17 protein-coding genes, 4 tRNA genes, 1 pseudogene and 1 riboswitch are annotated in these 18,464 nt (G+C 67.4%); of the genes and pseudogenes, 9 read left to right on the top strand and 13 right to left on the bottom strand.

The genetic code is table 11. The features are described 5' to 3' along the window. Window positions 1-50: 50 nt before the first annotated feature. A riboswitch (FMN riboswitch) is annotated at window positions 51-195 on the bottom strand. Between the two features lie 36 nt (window positions 196-231). Genes rpe through AB0333_RS04585 form a run of 5 tightly spaced genes read right to left on the bottom strand, consistent with a single transcriptional unit; the run spans window position 232 to window position 5,156 of the window. Beyond that, window positions 232-909, bottom strand: coding sequence for a ribulose-phosphate 3-epimerase (rpe, locus tag AB0333_RS04565; protein ID WP_366217582.1), 678 nt, complete (start codon window positions 907-909; stop codon window positions 232-234). An 8-nt stretch (window positions 910-917) separates the two neighbouring features. Next, window positions 918-2,597, bottom strand: coding sequence for a transcription antitermination factor NusB (locus AB0333_RS04570; RefSeq protein WP_366217533.1), 1,680 nt, complete (start codon window positions 2,595-2,597; stop codon window positions 918-920). Beyond that, window positions 2,594-3,640 carry a methionyl-tRNA formyltransferase gene (locus tag AB0333_RS04575; RefSeq protein ID WP_366217583.1) on the bottom strand — a complete coding sequence of 349 codons (1,047 nt, stop codon included), beginning with the start codon at window positions 3,638-3,640 and terminating at the stop codon, window positions 2,594-2,596. The genes AB0333_RS04570 and AB0333_RS04575 overlap by 4 nt, the downstream gene beginning before the upstream one ends. Window positions 3,641-3,672: 32 nt before the next feature. Next, entirely contained in the window at window positions 3,673-4,230 is a 558-nt protein-coding gene (gene def / locus AB0333_RS04580) for a peptide deformylase (RefSeq protein ID WP_366217534.1), read from the bottom strand. 5 nt (window positions 4,231-4,235) lie between these two features. Next, the gene (locus AB0333_RS04585) at window positions 4,236-5,156 is read right to left on the bottom strand and encodes a cytochrome (protein WP_366217535.1); all 921 of its coding nucleotides are present in this window, start codon (window positions 5,154-5,156) and stop codon (window positions 4,236-4,238) included. Window positions 5,157-5,355: 199 nt separating this feature from the next. Between AB0333_RS04585 and AB0333_RS04590 the strand changes: the two genes are divergently transcribed. From AB0333_RS04590 to AB0333_RS04605, 4 genes are all read left to right on the top strand, one after another. Beyond that, window positions 5,356-5,429, top strand: a tRNA-Gly gene (locus AB0333_RS04590). Window positions 5,430-5,447: 18 nt separating this feature from the next. Further along, window positions 5,448-5,518 (top strand) — tRNA-Cys (locus AB0333_RS04595). Window positions 5,519-5,586: 68 nt separating this feature from the next. After that, window positions 5,587-5,658: transfer RNA gene (locus AB0333_RS04600), tRNA-Val, on the top strand. Between the two features lie 35 nt (window positions 5,659-5,693). After that, window positions 5,694-5,770: transfer RNA gene (locus tag AB0333_RS04605), tRNA-Gly, on the top strand. A gap of 140 nt (window positions 5,771-5,910) precedes the next feature. Here AB0333_RS04605 and zapE read toward each other — a convergent pair. Continuing rightward, window positions 5,911-7,011 (bottom strand): cell division protein ZapE, encoded by a 1,101-nt coding sequence (gene zapE, locus AB0333_RS04610; RefSeq protein WP_366217536.1) that lies wholly within the window; start codon window positions 7,009-7,011, stop codon window positions 5,911-5,913. Window positions 7,012-7,174: 163 nt separating this feature from the next. Here zapE and AB0333_RS04615 point away from each other — a divergent pair, with 163 nt between their 5' ends. The 3 genes from AB0333_RS04615 (at window position 7,175) to ybaK (ending at window position 9,304) form a co-directional block, all read left to right on the top strand. Continuing rightward, window positions 7,175-8,119 carry a sulfurtransferase gene (locus tag AB0333_RS04615; RefSeq protein WP_366217537.1) on the top strand — a complete coding sequence of 315 codons (945 nt, stop codon included), beginning with the start codon at window positions 7,175-7,177 and terminating at the stop codon, window positions 8,117-8,119. Window positions 8,120-8,289: 170 nt separating this feature from the next. Then, window positions 8,290-8,757 (top strand): SufE family protein, encoded by a 468-nt coding sequence (locus tag AB0333_RS04620; protein WP_366217538.1) that lies wholly within the window; start codon window positions 8,290-8,292, stop codon window positions 8,755-8,757. Window positions 8,758-8,800: 43 nt separating this feature from the next. Beyond that, window positions 8,801-9,304: a Cys-tRNA(Pro) deacylase gene (gene ybaK / locus AB0333_RS04625; protein WP_366217539.1), complete on the top strand. Its 504-nt coding sequence runs from the start codon at window positions 8,801-8,803 to the stop codon at window positions 9,302-9,304. 52 nt (window positions 9,305-9,356) lie between these two features. Here the strand turns inward: ybaK and AB0333_RS04630 are convergent, their stop codons facing one another. The 6 genes from AB0333_RS04630 to AB0333_RS04655 all read right to left on the bottom strand — a co-directional run bounded on the left by AB0333_RS04630 (window position 9,357) and on the right by AB0333_RS04655 (window position 15,602). Then, the gene (locus AB0333_RS04630) at window positions 9,357-10,112 is read right to left on the bottom strand and encodes a GPP34 family phosphoprotein (RefSeq protein ID WP_366217540.1); all 756 of its coding nucleotides are present in this window, start codon (window positions 10,110-10,112) and stop codon (window positions 9,357-9,359) included. Between the two features lie 44 nt (window positions 10,113-10,156). After that, window positions 10,157-10,786 (bottom strand): phosphatidylinositol phosphate synthase, encoded by a 630-nt coding sequence (gene pgsA / locus AB0333_RS04635; RefSeq protein ID WP_366217541.1) that lies wholly within the window; start codon window positions 10,784-10,786, stop codon window positions 10,157-10,159. Then, window positions 10,786-11,466: an HIT domain-containing protein gene (locus AB0333_RS04640; protein WP_366217542.1), complete on the bottom strand. Its 681-nt coding sequence runs from the start codon at window positions 11,464-11,466 to the stop codon at window positions 10,786-10,788. Before AB0333_RS04640 ends, pgsA begins: the two co-directional genes overlap by 1 nt. Window positions 11,467-11,498: 32 nt before the next feature. Next, complete coding sequence (gene thrS, locus AB0333_RS04645; protein ID WP_366217543.1) at window positions 11,499-13,523, bottom strand: threonine--tRNA ligase; 2,025 nt, start codon at window positions 13,521-13,523, stop codon at window positions 11,499-11,501. 157 nt (window positions 13,524-13,680) lie between these two features. Continuing rightward, a complete protein-coding gene (locus AB0333_RS04650; protein WP_366217544.1) occupies window positions 13,681-13,815 on the bottom strand; it encodes a hypothetical protein in 135 nt (44 codons plus the stop codon). Continuing rightward, window positions 13,812-15,602 carry a DUF222 domain-containing protein gene (locus AB0333_RS04655; protein ID WP_366217545.1) on the bottom strand — a complete coding sequence of 597 codons (1,791 nt, stop codon included), beginning with the start codon at window positions 15,600-15,602 and terminating at the stop codon, window positions 13,812-13,814. Before AB0333_RS04655 ends, AB0333_RS04650 begins: the two co-directional genes overlap by 4 nt. 417 nt (window positions 15,603-16,019) lie before the next feature. Here AB0333_RS04655 and AB0333_RS04660 point away from each other — a divergent pair. Then, window positions 16,020-17,404 (top strand): IS3 family transposase gene (locus AB0333_RS04660; RefSeq protein ID WP_366217546.1). Its coding sequence is split into 2 segments (ribosomal slippage): window positions 16,020-16,338 and window positions 16,338-17,404, totalling 1,386 coding nucleotides; the frame shifts between segments, so codons are not numbered across the junction. Between the two features lie 439 nt (window positions 17,405-17,843). After that, window positions 17,844-18,161: a dihydrofolate reductase family protein gene (locus AB0333_RS04665; protein ID WP_366217547.1), complete on the top strand. Its 318-nt coding sequence runs from the start codon at window positions 17,844-17,846 to the stop codon at window positions 18,159-18,161. Here the strand turns inward: AB0333_RS04665 and AB0333_RS04670 are convergent. Beyond that, window positions 18,143-18,464: pseudogene (locus AB0333_RS04670) on the bottom strand (hypothetical protein); the annotation flags it as partial. The gene AB0333_RS04665 and the pseudogene AB0333_RS04670 sit on opposite strands and share 19 nt — an antisense overlap.

An 18,464-nucleotide genomic window follows, 5' to 3' on the forward strand; every position in this document is an offset into this window, starting at 1 on the left:
TAGCCCTCATCGGCTACCGCGACACCACACCCACCGGAACGGCGGTGCTGCACGTGCTTCTCCCATCCAGACTTTAACTGTCGGTACCGGAATTCCACCGGTTCAACCGCTGGTCGAGGGCCACGGGTGTGGGTCGACGCGCGGGTCGCGGACTTTGACCGCCGGTTCGGATTTACACCGACCCCGGAGCACGTTGACACGATTGTGCCACAACGCACTCCTTGTCCGCCCTCAGCGGAGCGGAGCGCTTCTCAATTCGTCAATTGCGGCTTCCGGGTCCTCGGCCCCGTAGACGGCCGAGCCCGCCACGAACACGTCCGCCCCGGCCTCGGCGGCGCGCATAATGGTGTCCCGGGTGACGCCGCCGTCCACCTGCAGGGCCACCGGGACGCCGGAGCCGTCCAGCGCCTCTCGGGCCCGCCGGATCTTCGGAAGGACCACGTCGAGGAACGGCTGTCCGCCGAAGCCCGGTTCCACTGTCATGAGCAACAGCAGGTCCAGCTCCTCGAGCATGTCCAGATAGGGCTCGACGGCGGTCGCCGGCTTCAGCGCCATGCCCGCCTGGGACCCGTGGGAGCGCAGTTCCCGGGCCAGCCGGATGGGTGCCGCGGCGGCCTCCGCATGGAAGGTCACCGACTCGGCACCGGCCTCCGCATAGGCGGGTGCCCAGCGGTCTGCGTCCTGGATCATCAAGTGCACGTCCAGGGGCAGGTCGGTGGCCCGGCGGATGGCCTGGACCACGGGCAGCCCGAGCGTCAGGTTCGGCACGAAGTGGTTGTCCATGACGTCCACGTGCACGGCGTCGGCATTCCGGATCCGCGCGAGTTCCTCGGCCAGCCGGGCGAAGTCGGCCGACAGGATGGACGGGTGGATGTGGATGCCACGGGAATGCTCCGCGTGGTGGGGCATGGCGTGGCTCACGACGCCACCTTCCGGAACAGGGCCATGAACATGGCGTCGGTGGCGTGCAGGTGGGGCCACAGCTGGCTGGTATTGCCGGTGGCGTGGGCTCCGGAATCGGCAGGACGCTCGGCCGGCGCACTGCCGGCGTCCGTCAGAGCCGGTGCCACCTCCGTCAGGTAACCGGTCGTGTCCAGCAGCTCCAGTCCGGGATGGCGCTTGAGCACATCCTGGACCTGGAACACCGTCTCGGCCGGATGCGGCGAACAGGTCACATACCCCAGGACGCCGCCGGCCTTCAGCGCACCCACCGCTGAGTCCAGCAATTGGCGCTGCAGCTCGGTCAGGGGCCCCAGGTCCGAGGGCTGACGCCGCCACCGGGACTCCGGCCGGCGGCGCAGAGCGCCCAGCCCGGTGCACGGTGCATCCACCAAGATCCGGTCGAAGGCCTCAGGCTGCTCCGTCCCCAGGTCCCGGCCGTCTCCACAGCGGATGGACCAGGTGTCGCCTGACCCTCCCGGCACGGCGGCCAGGGCGTTCTCCACGAGCCGGGCCCGGTGCTCGGCCGGCTCGTTGGCCAGCAGCGTCGCCCCCTGTTCGCGGGCCAACGCGGCCAGCAGGGCCGCCTTGCCGCCGGGGCCGGCGCAGAGGTCGAGCCAGCGTTCCGGCGCGCCATTCCCCACGGGGACCACCGCCAGGGCACGGGCCGTGAGCTGGGAGCCCACGTCCTGCACGCGGATGGTGCCCTCCTTCACGCCGGGCAACCGGCCGGCATCGCCGTCGCGGTAGAGGGCCGAGCCCGGTGCCAACGGTCCCGGTTCCGCGCCGGCCTCGATCACGGGCCGCAGGTCCCCCACTCCGGGCAGGGCCACCAGGTTGACCACCGGGGCGGCATTGTCCGCCTCCAGCAGGGCTTCCAGCTCAGCTGTCCGCCCCTCGGCGGGGCGCCCGTGGGTGGCCAACGACTGACGCAGGGCCCGGATGATCCACTGCGGGTGCGAGTGACGGATGGCCAGGGCGTCGTCCGAGGCGGCACCGGTCTGTTCGTCCACGGGAGCCAGTTGGTCGAGCCACGCCTCGCGGTCCCGGGCGGTGACCTTGCGGAGGACGGCGTTGACGAGTCCGGAGGGGCCGGCACCGATCTGGTCGCGCACCAGGGAGACCGTCGAGTCCAGGGCCGCATGGGACGGCACCCGCATGCCGAGCAGCTGGTGGGCGCCGAGCCGCAGGGCATCCAGGACGGGACGGTCGAGCTGGTCCAGCGGGCGGTCCACGCAGGTGGCCAACACGGCGTCGTAGAAGCCCTGTCCGCGCAGGGCGCCGTAGGTCAGTTCGGTCGCGAAACCGGCATCCCGCTTGTCCAGCCGGTGGGCGGCGATCCGTCCCGGCAGCACGAGGTTCGCGTAGGCGTCGTCCCTGCTGACCGCGGTGAGCGTCTCGAAGGCCGCCAGCCGGGACGGGTCCGCGGACCGGCGACGCTGCGACGGCGCCGATGCCGAGTACTGCCGGGGGCCGCCCGACGTCCCGCGGTTGCGGGTGCGGCCCTGGTCATTGCGGCGCTCGTTGCGTCCTTGGCCTTGATCCTGGCCCTGGCCCTGGCCCTGGCCACGCTGCTCCTGGCGGCGTTCCGGCCGACCAGACCCGCCTGATTTTCCTGGCTGTCCTGGCCGGCGGCCCTTGCCCTGCTCGCTCATCATGGTCCTTCAGTCGCTGTCTCTGCCGTGGCTTCGGCCTGGAACCGGGTGCCCTCCGGCAGGCCCCGCGCCCAATCGGCCGCGGACATCGGTTTCTTGCCGGCCGGCTGGACCTGCACCAGCCGCACCGTCCCGTCGGCGCACTGCAGATGCACCGCCGTGCGGCCGCGGTGCAGATGACCGGGCAATGGGTCTCCGAGCGGGAGGTCAGCAGTGCCTTCGGGAAGCTCCTCCGGAACGGCCCCGAGGAGCTTGACCCGCTGCTGCGCGGGCCGCTCTCCGGCCTCTTCAGCTGGTGCCGATGCCATCTCCAGCAAGGCCCAGGCACCGGGCTCCGGCGTGGTGCCGTTGATCCGCGCGGCGACGGCGGCCGCAGGCCGTGCGGCATCGACGAATCCGTCCGCCTGGTTCAGTTTGGGGGCGAGGCTGGGCTCCCCACGCTGCGGTTCAGCCGTGGCCGTACCGGTCAGGATGGCGCCCATCGTGTTCGCGAGCAGCTCCGCACCCGAGACCGCCAGGTCGGCGAGCACCGCGCCGGATGTCTCTCCAGGCTGCAGGTCACGCTCCAGGCGCGAGAACACGGGCCCGGTGTCGAGCCCTTCCTCCAATTGGAAGACGCATGCACCGGTCTGAGCGGCTTGGTCGATCACGGCATGCTGCACCGGTGCGGCACCCCGATAGGCGGGCAGCAAGGAGAAGTGCAGGTTCACCCAGCCGTGGCGCGGCATCTCCAGGCCGGCCGCGGGCACCAGGGCGCCGTAGGCCACGACGGCGGCCGCGTCCAGGTCCAGCGCGGCGATCCGGCCGAGGGTCTCCCGTCCGGCGTCGCCGGTCAGGCGGGAGGCACGGAGGATCGGCAGACCCAGCTCCGCCGCACGGGCGGCCACCGGCGACGGGGTGAGGACGCGCTTGCGGCCCACCAGCGCATCCGGCCGGGTCAGCACGGCGGCGATCGTGAAGCCGGCGCCCACCAGGGCGTCCAGCGACGGGACGGCGGTGTCCGGAGTTCCGGCGAACAGGATCCGGTAGCGGGAGTTCCCGCTCAGTGCAGTGGTCGGTTCAGTGGTCGGTGCAGCGTTCACAGTGAACCTCCGAAGCTGGAGCCGATGGTGGACGCGCGGTCGGCCCGGGTGGAGCCGGTGATGCGGCCGTAGCCGGGATCGCGGAGCTTGCGGCGGGAATCCTTGCGGTCCTCACCGGTGAGTCGGTCGATGTAGAGCATGCCGTCGAGGTGGTCGACCTCGTGCTGAAAGCAACGGGCGGTCAGGCCCTCGCCCCGATAGCTCACCGGGTTCCCATCCTGGTCGACGCCCGTGACGGCTGCCTCCGCGAAGCGCTCGGGGTGGTAGCGCAGTCCCGGCACGGACAGGCAGCCCTCCCCCGGTTCGGTCAGTTGGTCCCCCGAAGTCTCCAGGACCGGGTTGACCACGTGGCCGCGCTGGCCCTCCACATCGAAGGTGAAGATCCTCAACCCCACGCCGACCTGCGGGGCGGCGAGACCCACGCCTCCGACGTCGTCCATAGTCTCGAACATGTCCCGCACCAATGCGTGGAGGTTTCGACGGCCGACCGGCACGGGGTCGGCGAGAGTGCGCAGTACGGGATCGGGAACGATGCGGATGGGCAGGACAGTCACGGCGACTACTGTATCTGCGCCCCGGGCACCGGGGACGCTGCTGGCACGGTGGCGGTTGGCACGCTGGTGGCGGTTGGCACGCTGGTGGCGGGCGGGGGGCCGATGGGTCGCAGCGCCGGGCCGGCGCCGTCCGCGGCCTGGGAGTATCCCCAGACCTGGCGGAGCGACCAGAACTTGCGCCAGTGGTCCGGCAACACCTGGGGGTTGGCCTGGTGGGCGACGACCTCGGTCTGCCCGACGGCCACCCCCAGCAGCAACGGCGCATCGCCGTACTTCCACGGTTCCCAGGTCCCGGCCGCGGGGTCCACAAGGGACTCCTCCGCCTTCAACCCGGCCACGAGCTGCATGACGACCTTGGCGTCGAGGGGTTTGACGCGCCCGTCCCGCGTGGTGCCCTTGGTCTTGTAGTCGATGATGCAGGTGCGGCCACCGATGGAGGCGACCAGGTCCAGGGTCCCGGCGTACCCGACGGTGCCGTTCCAGACGGTGATCTCGGTGGCGAGGGGCCGGACATCGTAGAGATCCCACCATTCATCGAACCGGTCGGCGTAGGCGCCCTCCCCGTGCTCGGCGAGCAGCGCGCGCATCTGGGCCATCTGGTGCGGCTGGCCGAGGGCGTGCAGCCCGACCTGCTCGGCGTAGTTGTGGACGCGGTCCCCGCGGGCGGCCGCCTCGTCCCGGTAGCGCTCCGCCGCATTCGAGGCCTGCCTGGCCACGGTCTTCAGCTGCGGCTTGGAGCCGACGGCCTGGGACAGCCGGGGGTCCTCGATCACGGCGGTCGCCGCCATATGGCCTACCCAGCCGCTGAGGTCGGTGTTCTGCTGCGAGATCACCGTGGTGATGGACGGAACCTCGGGCACGCCGGACAGACTCCGCGCATACATGCGTCCGTATTCGGTCTGGTGGGCGAGTTGAGGTTGGGTCATGATGATCCATTCTCCCACTGCGACGGACACGTTAGCGGCCGGTAGGTCGAGAGAACAGACCGGAACGGGCTGGAAATGTCCGGAACTGGCCGGAACACGCCGGGGAAGATCCCGATTGGACGTTCCCACCTGACGTGCACTAGAGTCATCTCTCGTTGGAAATCACGGTGACTGGTTTTTCCGGTCACCAGTTTTCTGTGCGGATGTAGCTCAGTTGGCTAGAGCGCCACCTTGCCAAGGTGGAGGTCGCGAGTTCGAATCTCGTCATCCGCTCGCAAGTCTCCAATCCCTGGTGGGGTGGCCGAGAGGCGAGGCAACGGCCTGCAAAGCCGTGTACGCGGGTTCGAATCCCGTCCCCACCTCGCATCGGTTTCCATCCGTTAGGATGGGGACCTGCAACTCAGAAGTTCCGGTTCGCCGGGGCCCATGGGCGCGATTAGCGCAGCGGTAGCGCGCTTCCCTGACACGGAAGAGGTCACTGGTTCGATCCCAGTATCGCGCACGGACTGATCCTCCTGGTGAGGATTTCCTGGTCCTGCGGATGTAGCTCAGTTGGCTAGAGCGCCACCTTGCCAAGGTGGAGGTCGCGAGTTCGAATCTCGTCATCCGCTCCACTGAAAATGAAGAGAAGATCCCCCGACCACGGTCACCGTTGTCGGGGGATTTTGTGTTCGCGGTGAGTTCGCGGGGAAGCGGCCCCCAGCCAGCAGCTCCCGCCCAACAGCTTCAGCCAGCCGGGAGCCGTTCAGCCGGCCTACAGCCCCGTCTCCCCCATCTGGCCTTCCCGGACGAGGGCGGTCATGCGGGACACGGTGCGGAAGTACTTCTTCATATACCCGCCGCTCATCATCTCCTCGGTGAACAGCCGGTCGAACGGCACGCCCGAGGCGATGACCGGCACGTCCTTGTCGTAGAGGCGGTCGGCCAGGACCACGAAGCGCAGGGCCATGGCCTGCTCGGAGATGGTCTCCACGTGGTGCAGCACCATCACGTCGACATCCTCCACGAGCTTGCGGTAGCGACTCGGGTGCACGCGCGTCAGGTTGGCCGTCAGGTCCTCGAAGGAGTCCTCGGACACGACGGCGGCATCCGGGAACCGATCGGCCAGCAGGGTCAACAGCTGGTCGTCCTGCAACGGATCCGGCGCCGCGGTCAAACCACGGTGGCGGTAGTCCTCGCCGTCCACCCGGATCACGTCGAACTGATCGGCCAAGACCTGGATCTCCCGTTTGAAGTCCTGGGCCGCGAAGCGCCCGTCGCCGAGCGATCCGGGCAGGGTGTTGGACGTGGCTACCAGCTTCACCCCGGCGTCTGAGAGCTCTCGCATCAGCCGTGACATCAACACGGTGTCACCCGGATCGTCCAGTTCGAACTCATCGATGCAGACGAGAGTGTATTCCTTGAGCACGTCCACGGCCCTACGAAAGGACAGTGCGCCGACGAGGTTGGTGTACTCGACGAAGGTGCCGAACGCCTTGGGGCCCGGGGCGGCATGCCACGTGGAGGCCAGCAGGTGGGTCTTGCCCACGCCGAAGCCGCCGTCGAGGTAAATGCCGGCGGCCGGCGTCGTGCCCTTGGATTTTCCGGCCGAGCCGGACCTGCCGCCCTTGAGGAAACCGAACAGTCCCCCACCGTTGCCCTTGTCATTGCCCTTGCCGCCACGAGTCCCGCCCTTGATGGAGGCGGCGAACTCGCGCAGACGGCTCACGGCCTCGGCCTGTGAGGGGTGGGCCGGGTCCGGGATGTAGGTGTCGAAGGAGACCTCACCGAACCGGTACGAGGGGTGGAAGCCGGCGAGCAGATCCTCGGCGGACACCTGGGGGGTGCGGTCTGCGAGGTGAACGGTCTCAGCCACGGGCGGCTCCATCCTGATGGGGTGCGGCGGATTGGGTCAGGCGGTGCGACCCGGCCATGACGACGGTAACTCTACCGGCGGCGGCCGTGGGCCGATGTCACCCGATTTCAATGAAGGCGACCCTCACTAATTAGCACCGGGGCCCGTGGCGTAATGTATGAGAATGACCACTGAATCTTCCAGTTCACCTGACCTCGCCGCTGACCGCTCCCCCGATTTCTCCGCCTATGCGCATCCGGAGAAGCTCGTGTCCACCCAGTGGGTCGCCGACCATGTTCAGGGTGGGAACCACGAGGACCACGAGAAGATCGTCGTTCTCGAGTCCAACGAGGACACCCTCCTCTACTCCACCGGCCACGTACCCGGCGCCCTCAAGATCGACTGGCACACCGAACTGAACGATCCGGTCTCCCGGGACTTCGTCGGCCCGGAGGAGTTCGCCCGTGTCCTCGGCTCCAAGGGCATCGACCGGGACACGACCGTGGTGTTCTACGGGGACAAGTCCAACTGGTGGGCCGCCTACGCCCTGTGGGTCTTCACGCTCTACGGCCACCCGGACACGCGCCTCATGGACGGCGGCCGGGACAAGTGGATCGCCGAGGGCCGGGAGACGACCCGGGAGGTCCCCTCGGTGACCCCGGTCGATTACCCCGTCACCGCACGCGACGACTCCACCGAGCGTGCTTCCCGCGAGGACGTGCTCCACCACTTCGGCAAGCCCCTCGTGGACGTCCGCTCGCCGCTCGAGTACACCGGCGAGACCACCCACATGGCCGGCTACCCACAGGAGGGCACCCTGCGCGGCGGCCACATCCCCACCGCAGCCTCCGTGCCATGGGCCAAGGCCGCCAACGAGGACGGCACCTTCAAGTCCCGCGAGGAACTGGAGGAGATCTACCAGGACGACGCCGGCCTCGGCACCTCCGACGACGTGGTCGCCTACTGCCGGATCGGCGAGCGGTCCTCCCACACCTGGTTCGTGCTGCGCCACCTCCTCGGCTATGAGAAGGTCCGCAACTACGACGGCTCCTGGACCGAGTGGGGCAACTCCGTGCGCCTGCCCATCGCCGTGGGTGAAGAGCGCGGCGAGGCTCCGGCCGGACGCTGACCGGTCGCCGGCAGAGTCCCGGCAGAGTCCCCGGCAGAGTCCCCGGCAGAGCAGGGTCCCGGCTGGCCTCGAGGCCGGCCGGGACTAGGCTGGGGTGCGGCATAGATCGCACCCCAGCGGTGTTGAAGCGATAGATCCGCAGACCACTCTGGAAGGAAACCCACTCCACGATGACCACCACCGAACTCCCCGAGAAGCTCCACGAGATCGTCGAGGACTTCCGGGCCGTCCCAGACCCGGAACGGCTGGAACTGCTGCTGGAGTTCTCCGAGGAGCTGCCGGCGCTGCCCGAGCGCTACGCCGGTCACCAGGACCAGATGGAGCAGGTCACCGAGTGCCAGACACCGCTGTTCCTCGCCGTGGAGCTGGAGCACACCGCGTCCGACGCCGGCCCCACCGCCGAGTCGATCGTCCGCCTGTTCGTCTCCGCCCCGCCGGAGGCTCCGACCTCCCGCGGCTTCGCCTCGGTGCTGTCCCAGAGCCTGAACGGCCTGCCGGCCCACGAGGTGCTCGCCGTCCCCGAGGACCTCTCGACCCGCTTGGGCCTCCAGAAGGCCCTGACTCCCCTGCGGCTGCGGGGCATGTCCGCCATGCTGGGGCGCATCAAGCGCAACATCTCGGACCAGCTGACGGCGTGAAGCGGTAGCAGGACACGCCTCCGCTCGTCGCGCCGGACACCACATGGCCCGCCAGAAGCCCGCCCCCACCGCGTCGACGCCCGCCCTGCGCGTGCTGGACCGGGCCGACGTCGCGCATGAGGTGCTGGAGTATGAGCACGACGAGCGATCCGGCCAGGGCTTCGGCGAGGAGGCCGCCGAGAAGCTCGGGCTGGACGCCACCGTGGTGTTCAAGACCCTGATGGTGACCTTGCCGGACGAGTCGCTGGCCGCCGGCGTGGTGCCCGTCGCCGGGACCCTCGACCTGCGGGCCCTGGCCTCCGCGCTCGGCGTCAAGAAGGTCACCCTGGCCGACCCGGTCGTGGCGCAGAGACGCACGGGCTACGTGCTGGGTGGGATCTCGCCGATGGGCCAGCGGCACCAAGCCGCTGTGGTCCTCGATGCCTCGGCCCTGGAGCTAGACCATGTCCTGGTGTCCGGGGGCCGCCGGGGGCTCGACGTGAAGCTGACACCGCAGGATCTCGTGACGGTGACGCAGGCACGCGTCGCGCCGATCGCGGCTCCGTAGACCTGGTCGTCGATCAGGACACGGCACCAGCCGCGGCGCTCCGCCCGGAGGATCAGTCGAGCGCGGAGGCCCCGCCCGTCGTCGCCGTCAGTGCCTCGGCCACGGCATTCTCCGTCGCCAGGAGCGCCTCGGACATGGACCGTTCCGTGGCGGGGCTGCCCACCGGGGTGACGGCCGCCGCACGGATGTGGGCCTTGTCCACGTCCGGGAACAACCGGTGCAGCAGTCGGGTGGTGCGCATCAAGGAGATGAGCGGCCAGGTGACGTCGTCGGCCGGTTGACCGTCCATGAGGACACCGCGGATCCGGTCCCGCAGCTCGTGCTCGAAGTGCTCGTCACGCTCCCGGTACCGCGTCCGGTGAAAGATCCACAGCACGGTGCTCTCGTCCTCCTCCACGATGCCCCGCTTCACCAGTGAGGCGGCCACGGCATCCCGCAGTGTCTGCCGTGAGAACCGGTTGATCCACTGCTCGGCGTCGCGATGGCGGGTGAAGGCGCGGATGATGTCCCAGACCTGCTCCAGCGGCCACTCGAGCTCGGTGCTGTGCGCCCAGGCGGGGGGATTCGGATCAGCGGCGAAGACCTGCTGCGGATGCTCGATCGAACGCACCGTGCTCCGCGTGACCTCGAGCCGGCCTCGGCGCGCCAATTCCACCAGTGCGGCCCCGGCAATCCCCATCCCGACGGTCGGCCCATCCAGCAGGAGCTTGCCCTTCTCGTCGTCCAGGCACAACAGGAGGAAGTACTCGGGGATGTTCAGCGGTCGGTCGGTGACAGCCTCAGTGCTGTCCGGAAAGGGCTCGCTCATCCATCCATTGTGGCGCAGAAGACACCGATTGCGCAGGGCCGGGGCTACTGACCGTCGTCGGGCTCGCGGATTCTCCGGGATTGCCGGTACACCGTGACCATGCGCTGGCCCACGGTGATGGCGGACGCCGCCGCGAGCAGCAGGAGGACCACGGTCAGGACCCACGGGTTCAGTCCGAGACCGGTCAGGCCGGCGAACACCAAGGTCACCACCAGCCGCTCCGCCCGTTCGGCGATGCCCGTATTGGCATCGAAGCCCAAGGATTCGGCCTTGGCACGGACATAGGACACCAGCATGCCGAGGGCCATGCTCGCGGCGGCAGCCACGCCGGCGATCCAGACGTCTCCGGCGCCGAAGAACCAGATCATCAGTCCCAGGAAGACGGCCGCGTCCTGGACCCGGTCCAGGGTGGAGTCGAGAAAGCTCCCCCACCGGCCAGTTGTTCCGGCGATCCTGGCCATGACCCCGTCCAGCACGTCCGAGAAGACGAAGAGGGTGATGACCATGGTGCCCCAGAACAGTTCTCCCCTCGGGAACAGGATCAGCGCCCCCAGCACCACGCCGAGGGTACCGACGATGGTCACGGCATCCGCCGAGACACCGCGGGCCAGGAGGAACCTGGCTGTCGGCGTGAAGATGCGGGTGAACAGGGCGCGGGCGTAGCGGTTCAGCATCAGCCGCGCTGTTCCGTGGCGGTGGTCGCCTGGTGCGTGTCGAAAGCCGCTTCCGCGTCCGCCCAGGCTCCGGCGACGGCCGCGCGGACCGTATCCAGGGTCACCGTGATGTTCTTGGTCTCGGCGATGATCGGGAGGAAATTCCCGTCCCCGCCCCACCGGGGCACAATGTGCTGGTGCAGGTGGGCGGCGATGCCGGCGCCGCCGGTCTTACCCTGGTTCATGCCGAGGTTGAACCCGGTGGCCTTCGCCGTGGCACGCAGTGCCGTCATGCCGATCTGGGACAACCGGGCGATCTCCAAGGTCTCGTCGACGGTGAGGTCCGTGTAGTCCGGAACGTGGCGGTAGGGACACACCAAGAGGTGCCCTGCGTTATACGGGTAGAGGTTGCACAGCACGAAGGCCGTCCGGCCCCGCGCCACAATCAGAGACTGCTCGTCGGATCGCCCCGGGGCCGCGCAGAACGGACACGTGGACTCCCCGCTGACCTGGTCCTGTCCCCCACGGACGTAGGCCATCCGGTGGGGGTTCCACAGTCGTTGGAAACCGTCCGGCGTGCCGGCGAGTTCGAAGTCGTCGGTGGCCGGGGTGCCGTCCGCGGCCTGACCGAGGTCCTGAGCGTGCGCGCCCGTGGCGCCGGGGCCGGCGTCGGGACGGGTGCCCGACGCCGGCCCGGTCACGGGACCGCTGTTCCTCGGGCTCGGCACCGGGGTCACTGGGTCTCCCGGTTCCTCACGGCGTTCACGATGCGCTCGACGGCTTCGCTCACGGGCACGCCGTTGTCCTGGCTGCCGTCTCGGAACCGGAAGGAGACCGCTCCTGCTTCGGCATCCTCGCCACCGGCGATGAGCACGAACGGCACCTTCTCCTTGGAGGCCGTGCGGATCTTCTTCGGGAAGCGGTCGGAGCCGTCGTCGAGGCGGGCACGGATGCCCTGGGCCTTGAGCTGGGTGACGACGTCGGCCAGGTAGTCGTTGAAAGCCTCTGCGACCGGGATCGCCACGACTTGCTCCGGGGCCAGCCACGCGGGGAAGGAGCCGGCGTAGTGCTCGGTGAGCACGCCGAGGAAGCGTTCGATCGACCCGAAGAGGGCGCGGTGGATCATCACGGGACGTTGGCGGGTGCCGTCCGCGGCCTGGTACTCGAGGTCGAAGCGTTCCGGCAGGTTGAAGTCCAACTGGATGGTCGACATCTGCCAGGTGCGGCCGATGGCGTCCTTCGCCTGGACGGAGATCTTCGGACCGTAGAAGGCGGCCCCGCCCGGATCCGGAACCAGATCGAGACCGGAGGCGGTGGCAACCTCCTCGAGGGTGCGGGTGGCCTCCTCCCAGATGGCGTCCTCGCCGACGTACTTCTCGGGATCCTTGGTGGACAGTTCGAGGTAGAAGTCGTTGAGGCCGTAGTCCTTCAGAAGGTCCAGAACGAAGGTGAGGGTGGTGGTCAACTCCTCCTTCATCTGATCCTTGGTGCAGTAGATGTGGGCATCGTCCTGCGTCATCCCACGCACGCGGGTCAGGCCGTGCACCACACCGGACTTCTCATAGCGGTACACCTGTCCGAACTCGAACAGCCGCAAGGGCAGCTCACGGTAGGAGCGGCCCCTCGACGAGAAGATCAGGTTGTGCATGGGGCAGTTCATCGGCTTGAGGTAGTAGTTCTGCCCCTGCTTGGTGATCTCGCCCGTGAGCGGATCTCGCTGCTCATCGATCTGCATGGGCGGGAACATGCCGTCCGCATACCAGTCGAGGTGACCGGAGATCTCGTAGAGGTGCTGCTTGGTGATGTGCGGGGTGTAGACGAACTCGTAGCCGGCCTCGGTGTGACGCTGACGCGAGTAGTCCTCCATCTCCTTGCGGATGATGCCGCCGCGAGGGTGGAACACGGGCAGGCCGGATCCCAGCTCGTCCGGGAAGGAGAACAGGTCCATCTCGGCACCCAGTTTGCGATGGTCGCGGCGCTCTGCCTCGGCCAATCGCTCCTGGTACGCCTTGAGATCGTCCTTGGTGGGCCAGGCGGTGCCGTAGATGCGCTGCAACTGCTTGTTCTTGTCGTTGCCCAGCCAGTAGGCGGCAGCCGAACGGGTGAGCGCGAAGGCATTGGAGATGAGCTTGGTGTTCGGCAGGTGGGGGCCGCGGCAGAGGTCGCACCAGACGCTGTCACCGGATTTGCGGTCCACGTTGTCGTAGAGGGTGATCTCGCCGGCGCCGACCTCGATGTTCGCGCCCTCGCCGACGGCGTCCGCATCGTCCTGCTTGCCCAGCAGTTCCAGCTTGTACGGCTCATCGACCATCGCCTGGCGTGCCTCGTCCTCGGTGACGACGCGGCGGGCAAAGGTCTGGTTCGAGTTGATGATCTTCTGCATCATCTTCTCGACGGTCTTGAGGTCCTCCGGGGTGAAGGGCTCCTCGACGTCGAAGTCGAAGTAGAAGCCGTCCGTGATGTACGGGCCGATACCCAGCGTGGCGCCCGGGCGCAACTGCTGAACCGCCTGAGCCATGACATGGGCGGTCGAGTGGCGCAGGACGTTGAGTCCATCCTGGTCCGAGATATCCACGCCCACGACGTCCGCGCCGGCCGGAATCTGACGACTCAGATCCTGCAGTTGGCCGTCCACTCGCATCACGACGATGGTCTTCTGATCGGAGAAGAGCTCTGTGCCGGTGGTACCCGAGGTCACCTCCCGCAATTCCGCGTTGACGGTGATGCTGATCTGTTCGTGCTGCGACGCCTCGGACACGGTCCGGTTCCTCCTCGGGTAGGGCTTCAGGGCTGATGGCATACGGTGGCCATCGCCAGCCACCGGCCATTCTAGGGCAGACGTCGTCGGTTCGACGTCTGATGGCGTGCACGCCGTGGTGCCACAGGTGGAGTCCTGCACATCAGCCGGCCGCAGGTCACGAGCGTGCCGGTGGCTGGTTCGGCTGGTTCGGCTGGTTCGGCTGGTTCGCCTGGTTCGGCTGGTTCGGCTGGTTCGGCTGGTTCGGCTGGTTCGGCTGGTTCGGCTGGTTCGGCTGGTTCGGCTGGTTCACGCCGCATCGTCGAGGTTGTCAGGACGGCTTGGATCACCCGGAGTGTCGGGCCCCGGGCTCCCTGGATCTCGGGGGCGCCAGTAGTGGTTGCGGCGGGGCCGTTGTTCGGGGTCGTGATAGCGGGCCGGGATGAACCAGGGCACCCAGCCGCTAACCTCGATCTCCCAGGCTCCGGCATGGACGGCGTGGTGGTGATGTGAGCAGAGCAGGACTCCGTTCTCGACACTGGTGGGCCCGCCGTGCTCCCAGAAGCTGATGTGGTGGACTTCACACCAGGGAGCGGGAATGGAGCAGGCTGGTGCCGCGCATCCGCCGTCCCGGGCGACGATGGCCCGTCTGAGCTTTCGAGTGAACAGCCGCTGGGATCGCCCCACGTCGAGCACTTCTCCTCGCCCGCCGAGCACGACGGGGATCAGGTCCGCGTCACAGGCCTTCTGCCGGATGGTCTGTGGATCAACCGCTCCCGCATAGGCTCCCTGGGAGACCACGTGGCCAGTTCCCGCCCCGCTCTGCAGACTGGCGTACCGTCCCGCCAGGGACTCATAGTCGATCGTCACCAGAACTTGCGGCCGAGTTCTTCCGCTCCCGGTATCCGGCAGGTCAGAACCGCCTTCCTCGACGGTAGAAGACGCCTGCTTCGTCAAGGCCAAGGCACCGATCAGGGCACTGATGAGACCATCCAGTTCCCGTTGGGCCCGGCTCCGGGAATCCAACGAGTCGGCACCATCCAGGTGCTTCGCCCACACCTCGGAACCTGAGCCGTCGCCAGCACAGTCGCCAGCAGACGTGCGAGGATTGGAGGAGGCGGACACGAGGGTCTTCAACGTCTCATGCTGGCCGTCGGTCGCCAGCAGGGACCAGCGGTGCAGGCTCGCAGTTCCCTTGCCGTGATAGAAGAGTCCCTGGGCCGCGTTCATCTGGGCCTCGGTGGGCTCGAGGCCATCGGGATTCACCACGGCGTCAAAGCGCTGGCGCCAGTACGCGCACACCTTCCGCAGGGCGTCCGGGTCCATCTCCCGCGCCTGGGCCGCCAACACCCGCTCCCCCTCAGCGATCAAGGGGTCGATACGGTCCTTCGGCGCTCCGGCCCGGCTCGCATCAGCACGAGCAGTCGTGAGGGCATCCGCCACGGTGTCCACCGCGGCTGGATCGGCCTGGGCCAAGGTCACGGTGTTAGCCAGTGCTGTCATCTCGGGTGGAATTACCTGGGTGCGGTCCTGGGACAATCGCGACATGACACGGACAGCGCGTCGGACACGTTTCTTCGACTCATGACGGGGGATGCGTAAGACCTGCTGCAGGTAGTCCGCCCCATTGCGGTAGGCACACTTCCCCTCCGGAATCCCCAACACGCCACGGCGGGTCGCATGCGCCTCGAAGACCTGGTCCACCTGTCCTGCCAACCCCGTTCGAGCCGCCTCCACCCATCGTCCGAGGTCCTCCACTCCGGACAGCACGACGGGTAAACATCCCCTCGGCACCGGTTCCGCGGTGGCGCTCAACGTCTCGTTGTTCAGCAGCTCGTCGGGCAGCGTCTCGTCGGGCAGTGTCTCATCGTTCGGCAGCTCGTCCGGGTCGGTACCACTCCTCTCCTCGAGCCCCCTGTCCACATGGGCATACAGGCCCCACTCGTCGGAACGGTTCCGGTTTGGCCCGTCTGGGAAGCGGTCGACGGAGTCCAGCAGCCGTGGGTCCGACACCCGTGACGTCAACTCCTCCAGAAGGAGGCGGGAGGCCGCCAGCAGCCCGGGCAGGTCCAGCTGTGTCAACTCGTCCTTCTCGATCACCGGTACTCCCTTCCCACGTCGCCCGTCTCCACTGGGTAACCTGTCGCGCCGAGATGACTCGGTTCCCCTCTCACGCGGTCTCACCAGCTCAACCTCACCGACTCGATCGCTTAGTACATACATTCGATCACGAGGCTGGGACACGATAAGCCCCTCCATCGCAGAATGTGGATGCCGTCCCGTTTTCGGCTGCCTGTGCAGGAAGGGGTACGCCCAGCGGATCTGGCCATCCGGCGTCGTGCATTTCTACACTCAGGGCAACCACCAGCGTCCGAGTGCTGACAGCGCAGCCCTACGTGTCAGGCTGGAGCGGTACCACGGTGACTGAGCAAGTCAGTTCGATCGCGTAGGGCGAGAATCAGGAATCCGATCATGATGTCGAATCTAGCTTTGGCCGAAGTGGGCCAAGATGGATCCATGAGTAGTCCCGGACCCCGCGCCGGTGGACCGAGGCCTCGAAGGTCTTTTACCCCGGCGCAGAAACTCGAGTATCTGGCCCAGTACGAGGAGGCCTGCACCCGTCAGGAGGGCAGTGCCTTCCTGCGGGGACAAGGGTTGTATTCCTCTCAGATCGCCGAGTGGCGCAAATTACGTGATGCCGGGGTACTGGAGGGCAAAACGGCCGGACAGACGATCGGGAAACTGTCGCCGGAGCAGGCCGAGATCGCGCGTCTGCGCCGCCAGCTAGGGGTGAGCGAGAGCCGGTTGGAGCAGACCGAGGCAGCCTTGGAGGTGATGGGAAAACTCTCGGCGTTCTTCGAGAACGCCATCGAGAGCTCATCGGACGTGCCGAAGCCCAAGAAGAAATGACCAACGCCTACCACCAGCTGGTGGACCTCAAGGTACCCACCCGGCTGGCGGCAGCCCTGGTCGGGGTCTCGCGGACCACGATCTACCGCAAGCCAGGAGCGGCTCGAGATCACCCGCCGGTGGCGCCGCCGAACAAGCTCAGTACCGCGGAGCGGGCCGAGATCCTCGCCGTCTTGAACTGCCCGGCATTCGTGGACCTGGCGCCGTTGCAGGTCTATACGAAGCTGCTGGATGAGGGGATCTATCTGGGTTCGGTCTCTACGTTCTACCGGGTGCTGGCCGAGAACGAGCAGGTCGTGGAGCGACGACGGCTGGCCGCACACCCGCCCAGGGCCATCCCGGAGCTGGTGGCCACCGCCCCGGGGCAGGTGCTCTCGTGGGATATCACGAAGCTGGCCGGCCCGGTCAAGGGCAAGTACTTCGACTGCTACCTGATGGTGGATATCCACTCACGATTCATCGTCGGCGCGCACGTGCACGCCTCCGAGTCCGGAGTCCTGGCGGTGGAGATGATGCGGGAGATCTTCGGTATCCATGGCATCCCTCAGGTCGTCCACGCCGACCGCGGCACCTCGATGACCTCCAAGACCGTGGCCGCGCTGCTGTCTGATCTGGAGGTCATCCGATCCCACTCCAGGCCCCGGGTGAGCAACGATAATCCCTACTCAGAGTCACTTTTCAAGACGATGAAGTACGGGCCGACCTTCCCCGAGCGCTTCGCCTCACTGGGCGATGCGCGGGCCTTCATCAGTGAATTCGTGGACTGGTACAACCATCACCACCAGCACTCCGGCCTCGGGTTCCACACTCCCGCCAACGTGCACTACGGCTTCGCCCACGGTCTCGCGCAGAAGCGCTCACAGACCCTGGCCGCGGCCAGAGCCAAGCACCCGAACCGATTCAGCACCACCGACGATCTCAAGATCCTGGACCTCCCCGGTCCAGCATGGATCAACCAACCCCAGACCACCACCGAAAAAGCCGCAGCCTAACGGCCGCCTAACTCACCTTGGTACCGCTTGACTTGAAAAATTCCGCAGCCCAGAACCGGGAAGTAGCCATGCCTTCCACGACAGATTCCGCCACCGGCGAGCCACTTCACCGGGGCAGGTCCCCACGACTCAGGGTCCAGAATTTCTTCGTCTCGCGGGATGGCATCGCCGCAGGCGAAGACCAGAGCCTGGAACGCCCCTTCGGTCAGGTGGATCCCGGCCCGCTGACCCGATGGGCGGTGGCCACGGACAGCTGGCCCAACCGGACGGAGCCTGGCGGCTCCCGGGGTGTGGACGACCACATCGTCCGCGACTTCACTCACAACATCGGGGCCGAGATCATGGGAAGTCACAAGTTCAGCCCGTTCCGGGCCCCTGGACCAGCGAGGACTGGAAGGGCTGGTGGGGTGATGATCCACCGTTCCGCACCCCGGTCTTCGTGCTGACACACCATCTGCGCCCGTCCTTCGCGCTCAGCGACACGACCTTCCATTTCCTCGATGCCAGCCCGTCCGAGGCACTGAGGATCGCCATGGACGCTGCCCAGGGCAAGGACGTCCGTCTCGGTGGTGGTGTCACCACGGTGCTGGAGTTCCTCGAAGCAGGCCTCGTGGATGACCTGCACATCGCCGTGGCCCCCCATGACATCGGTTCAGGACTGCGGTTGTGGTCCAGTCCGACGGACCTCGAGGACCGCTTCCATCATGAGAGTGTCCTGAGCCCCAGTGGGATGGAGCATCACTTCTTCTGGCGTTGAGCCGCGGCTTCGGCGTCGAGAACTGCCAGCAGATGCCGATTGCGCTGCCGGATCAGCCGGCGGAGGTAGGGCACCAGGACCAGTCTTTCGGCCAGGTGTCCGAAGAGGGGCGACATCACGGTGATGGTGTCCGTCATGGTGCTCGTCGTCTGGGCGATTACCCCGGCCGTTGCGAGTCCGGCTCCGGCGGATCCGTGGACCTCGCTCGAGTAGTGCCCCATAGAGTGGTGTAACGCACAGGTGGTCGGCAATGTCGTTTCAGACGTGGACGCGGCCACCGGTGTGATCCTTCGAGTCAACCTT

This window comes from Citricoccus sp. NPDC079358, assembly GCF_040702545.1.
Lineage (GTDB): Bacteria > Actinomycetota > Actinomycetes > Actinomycetales > Micrococcaceae > Citricoccus.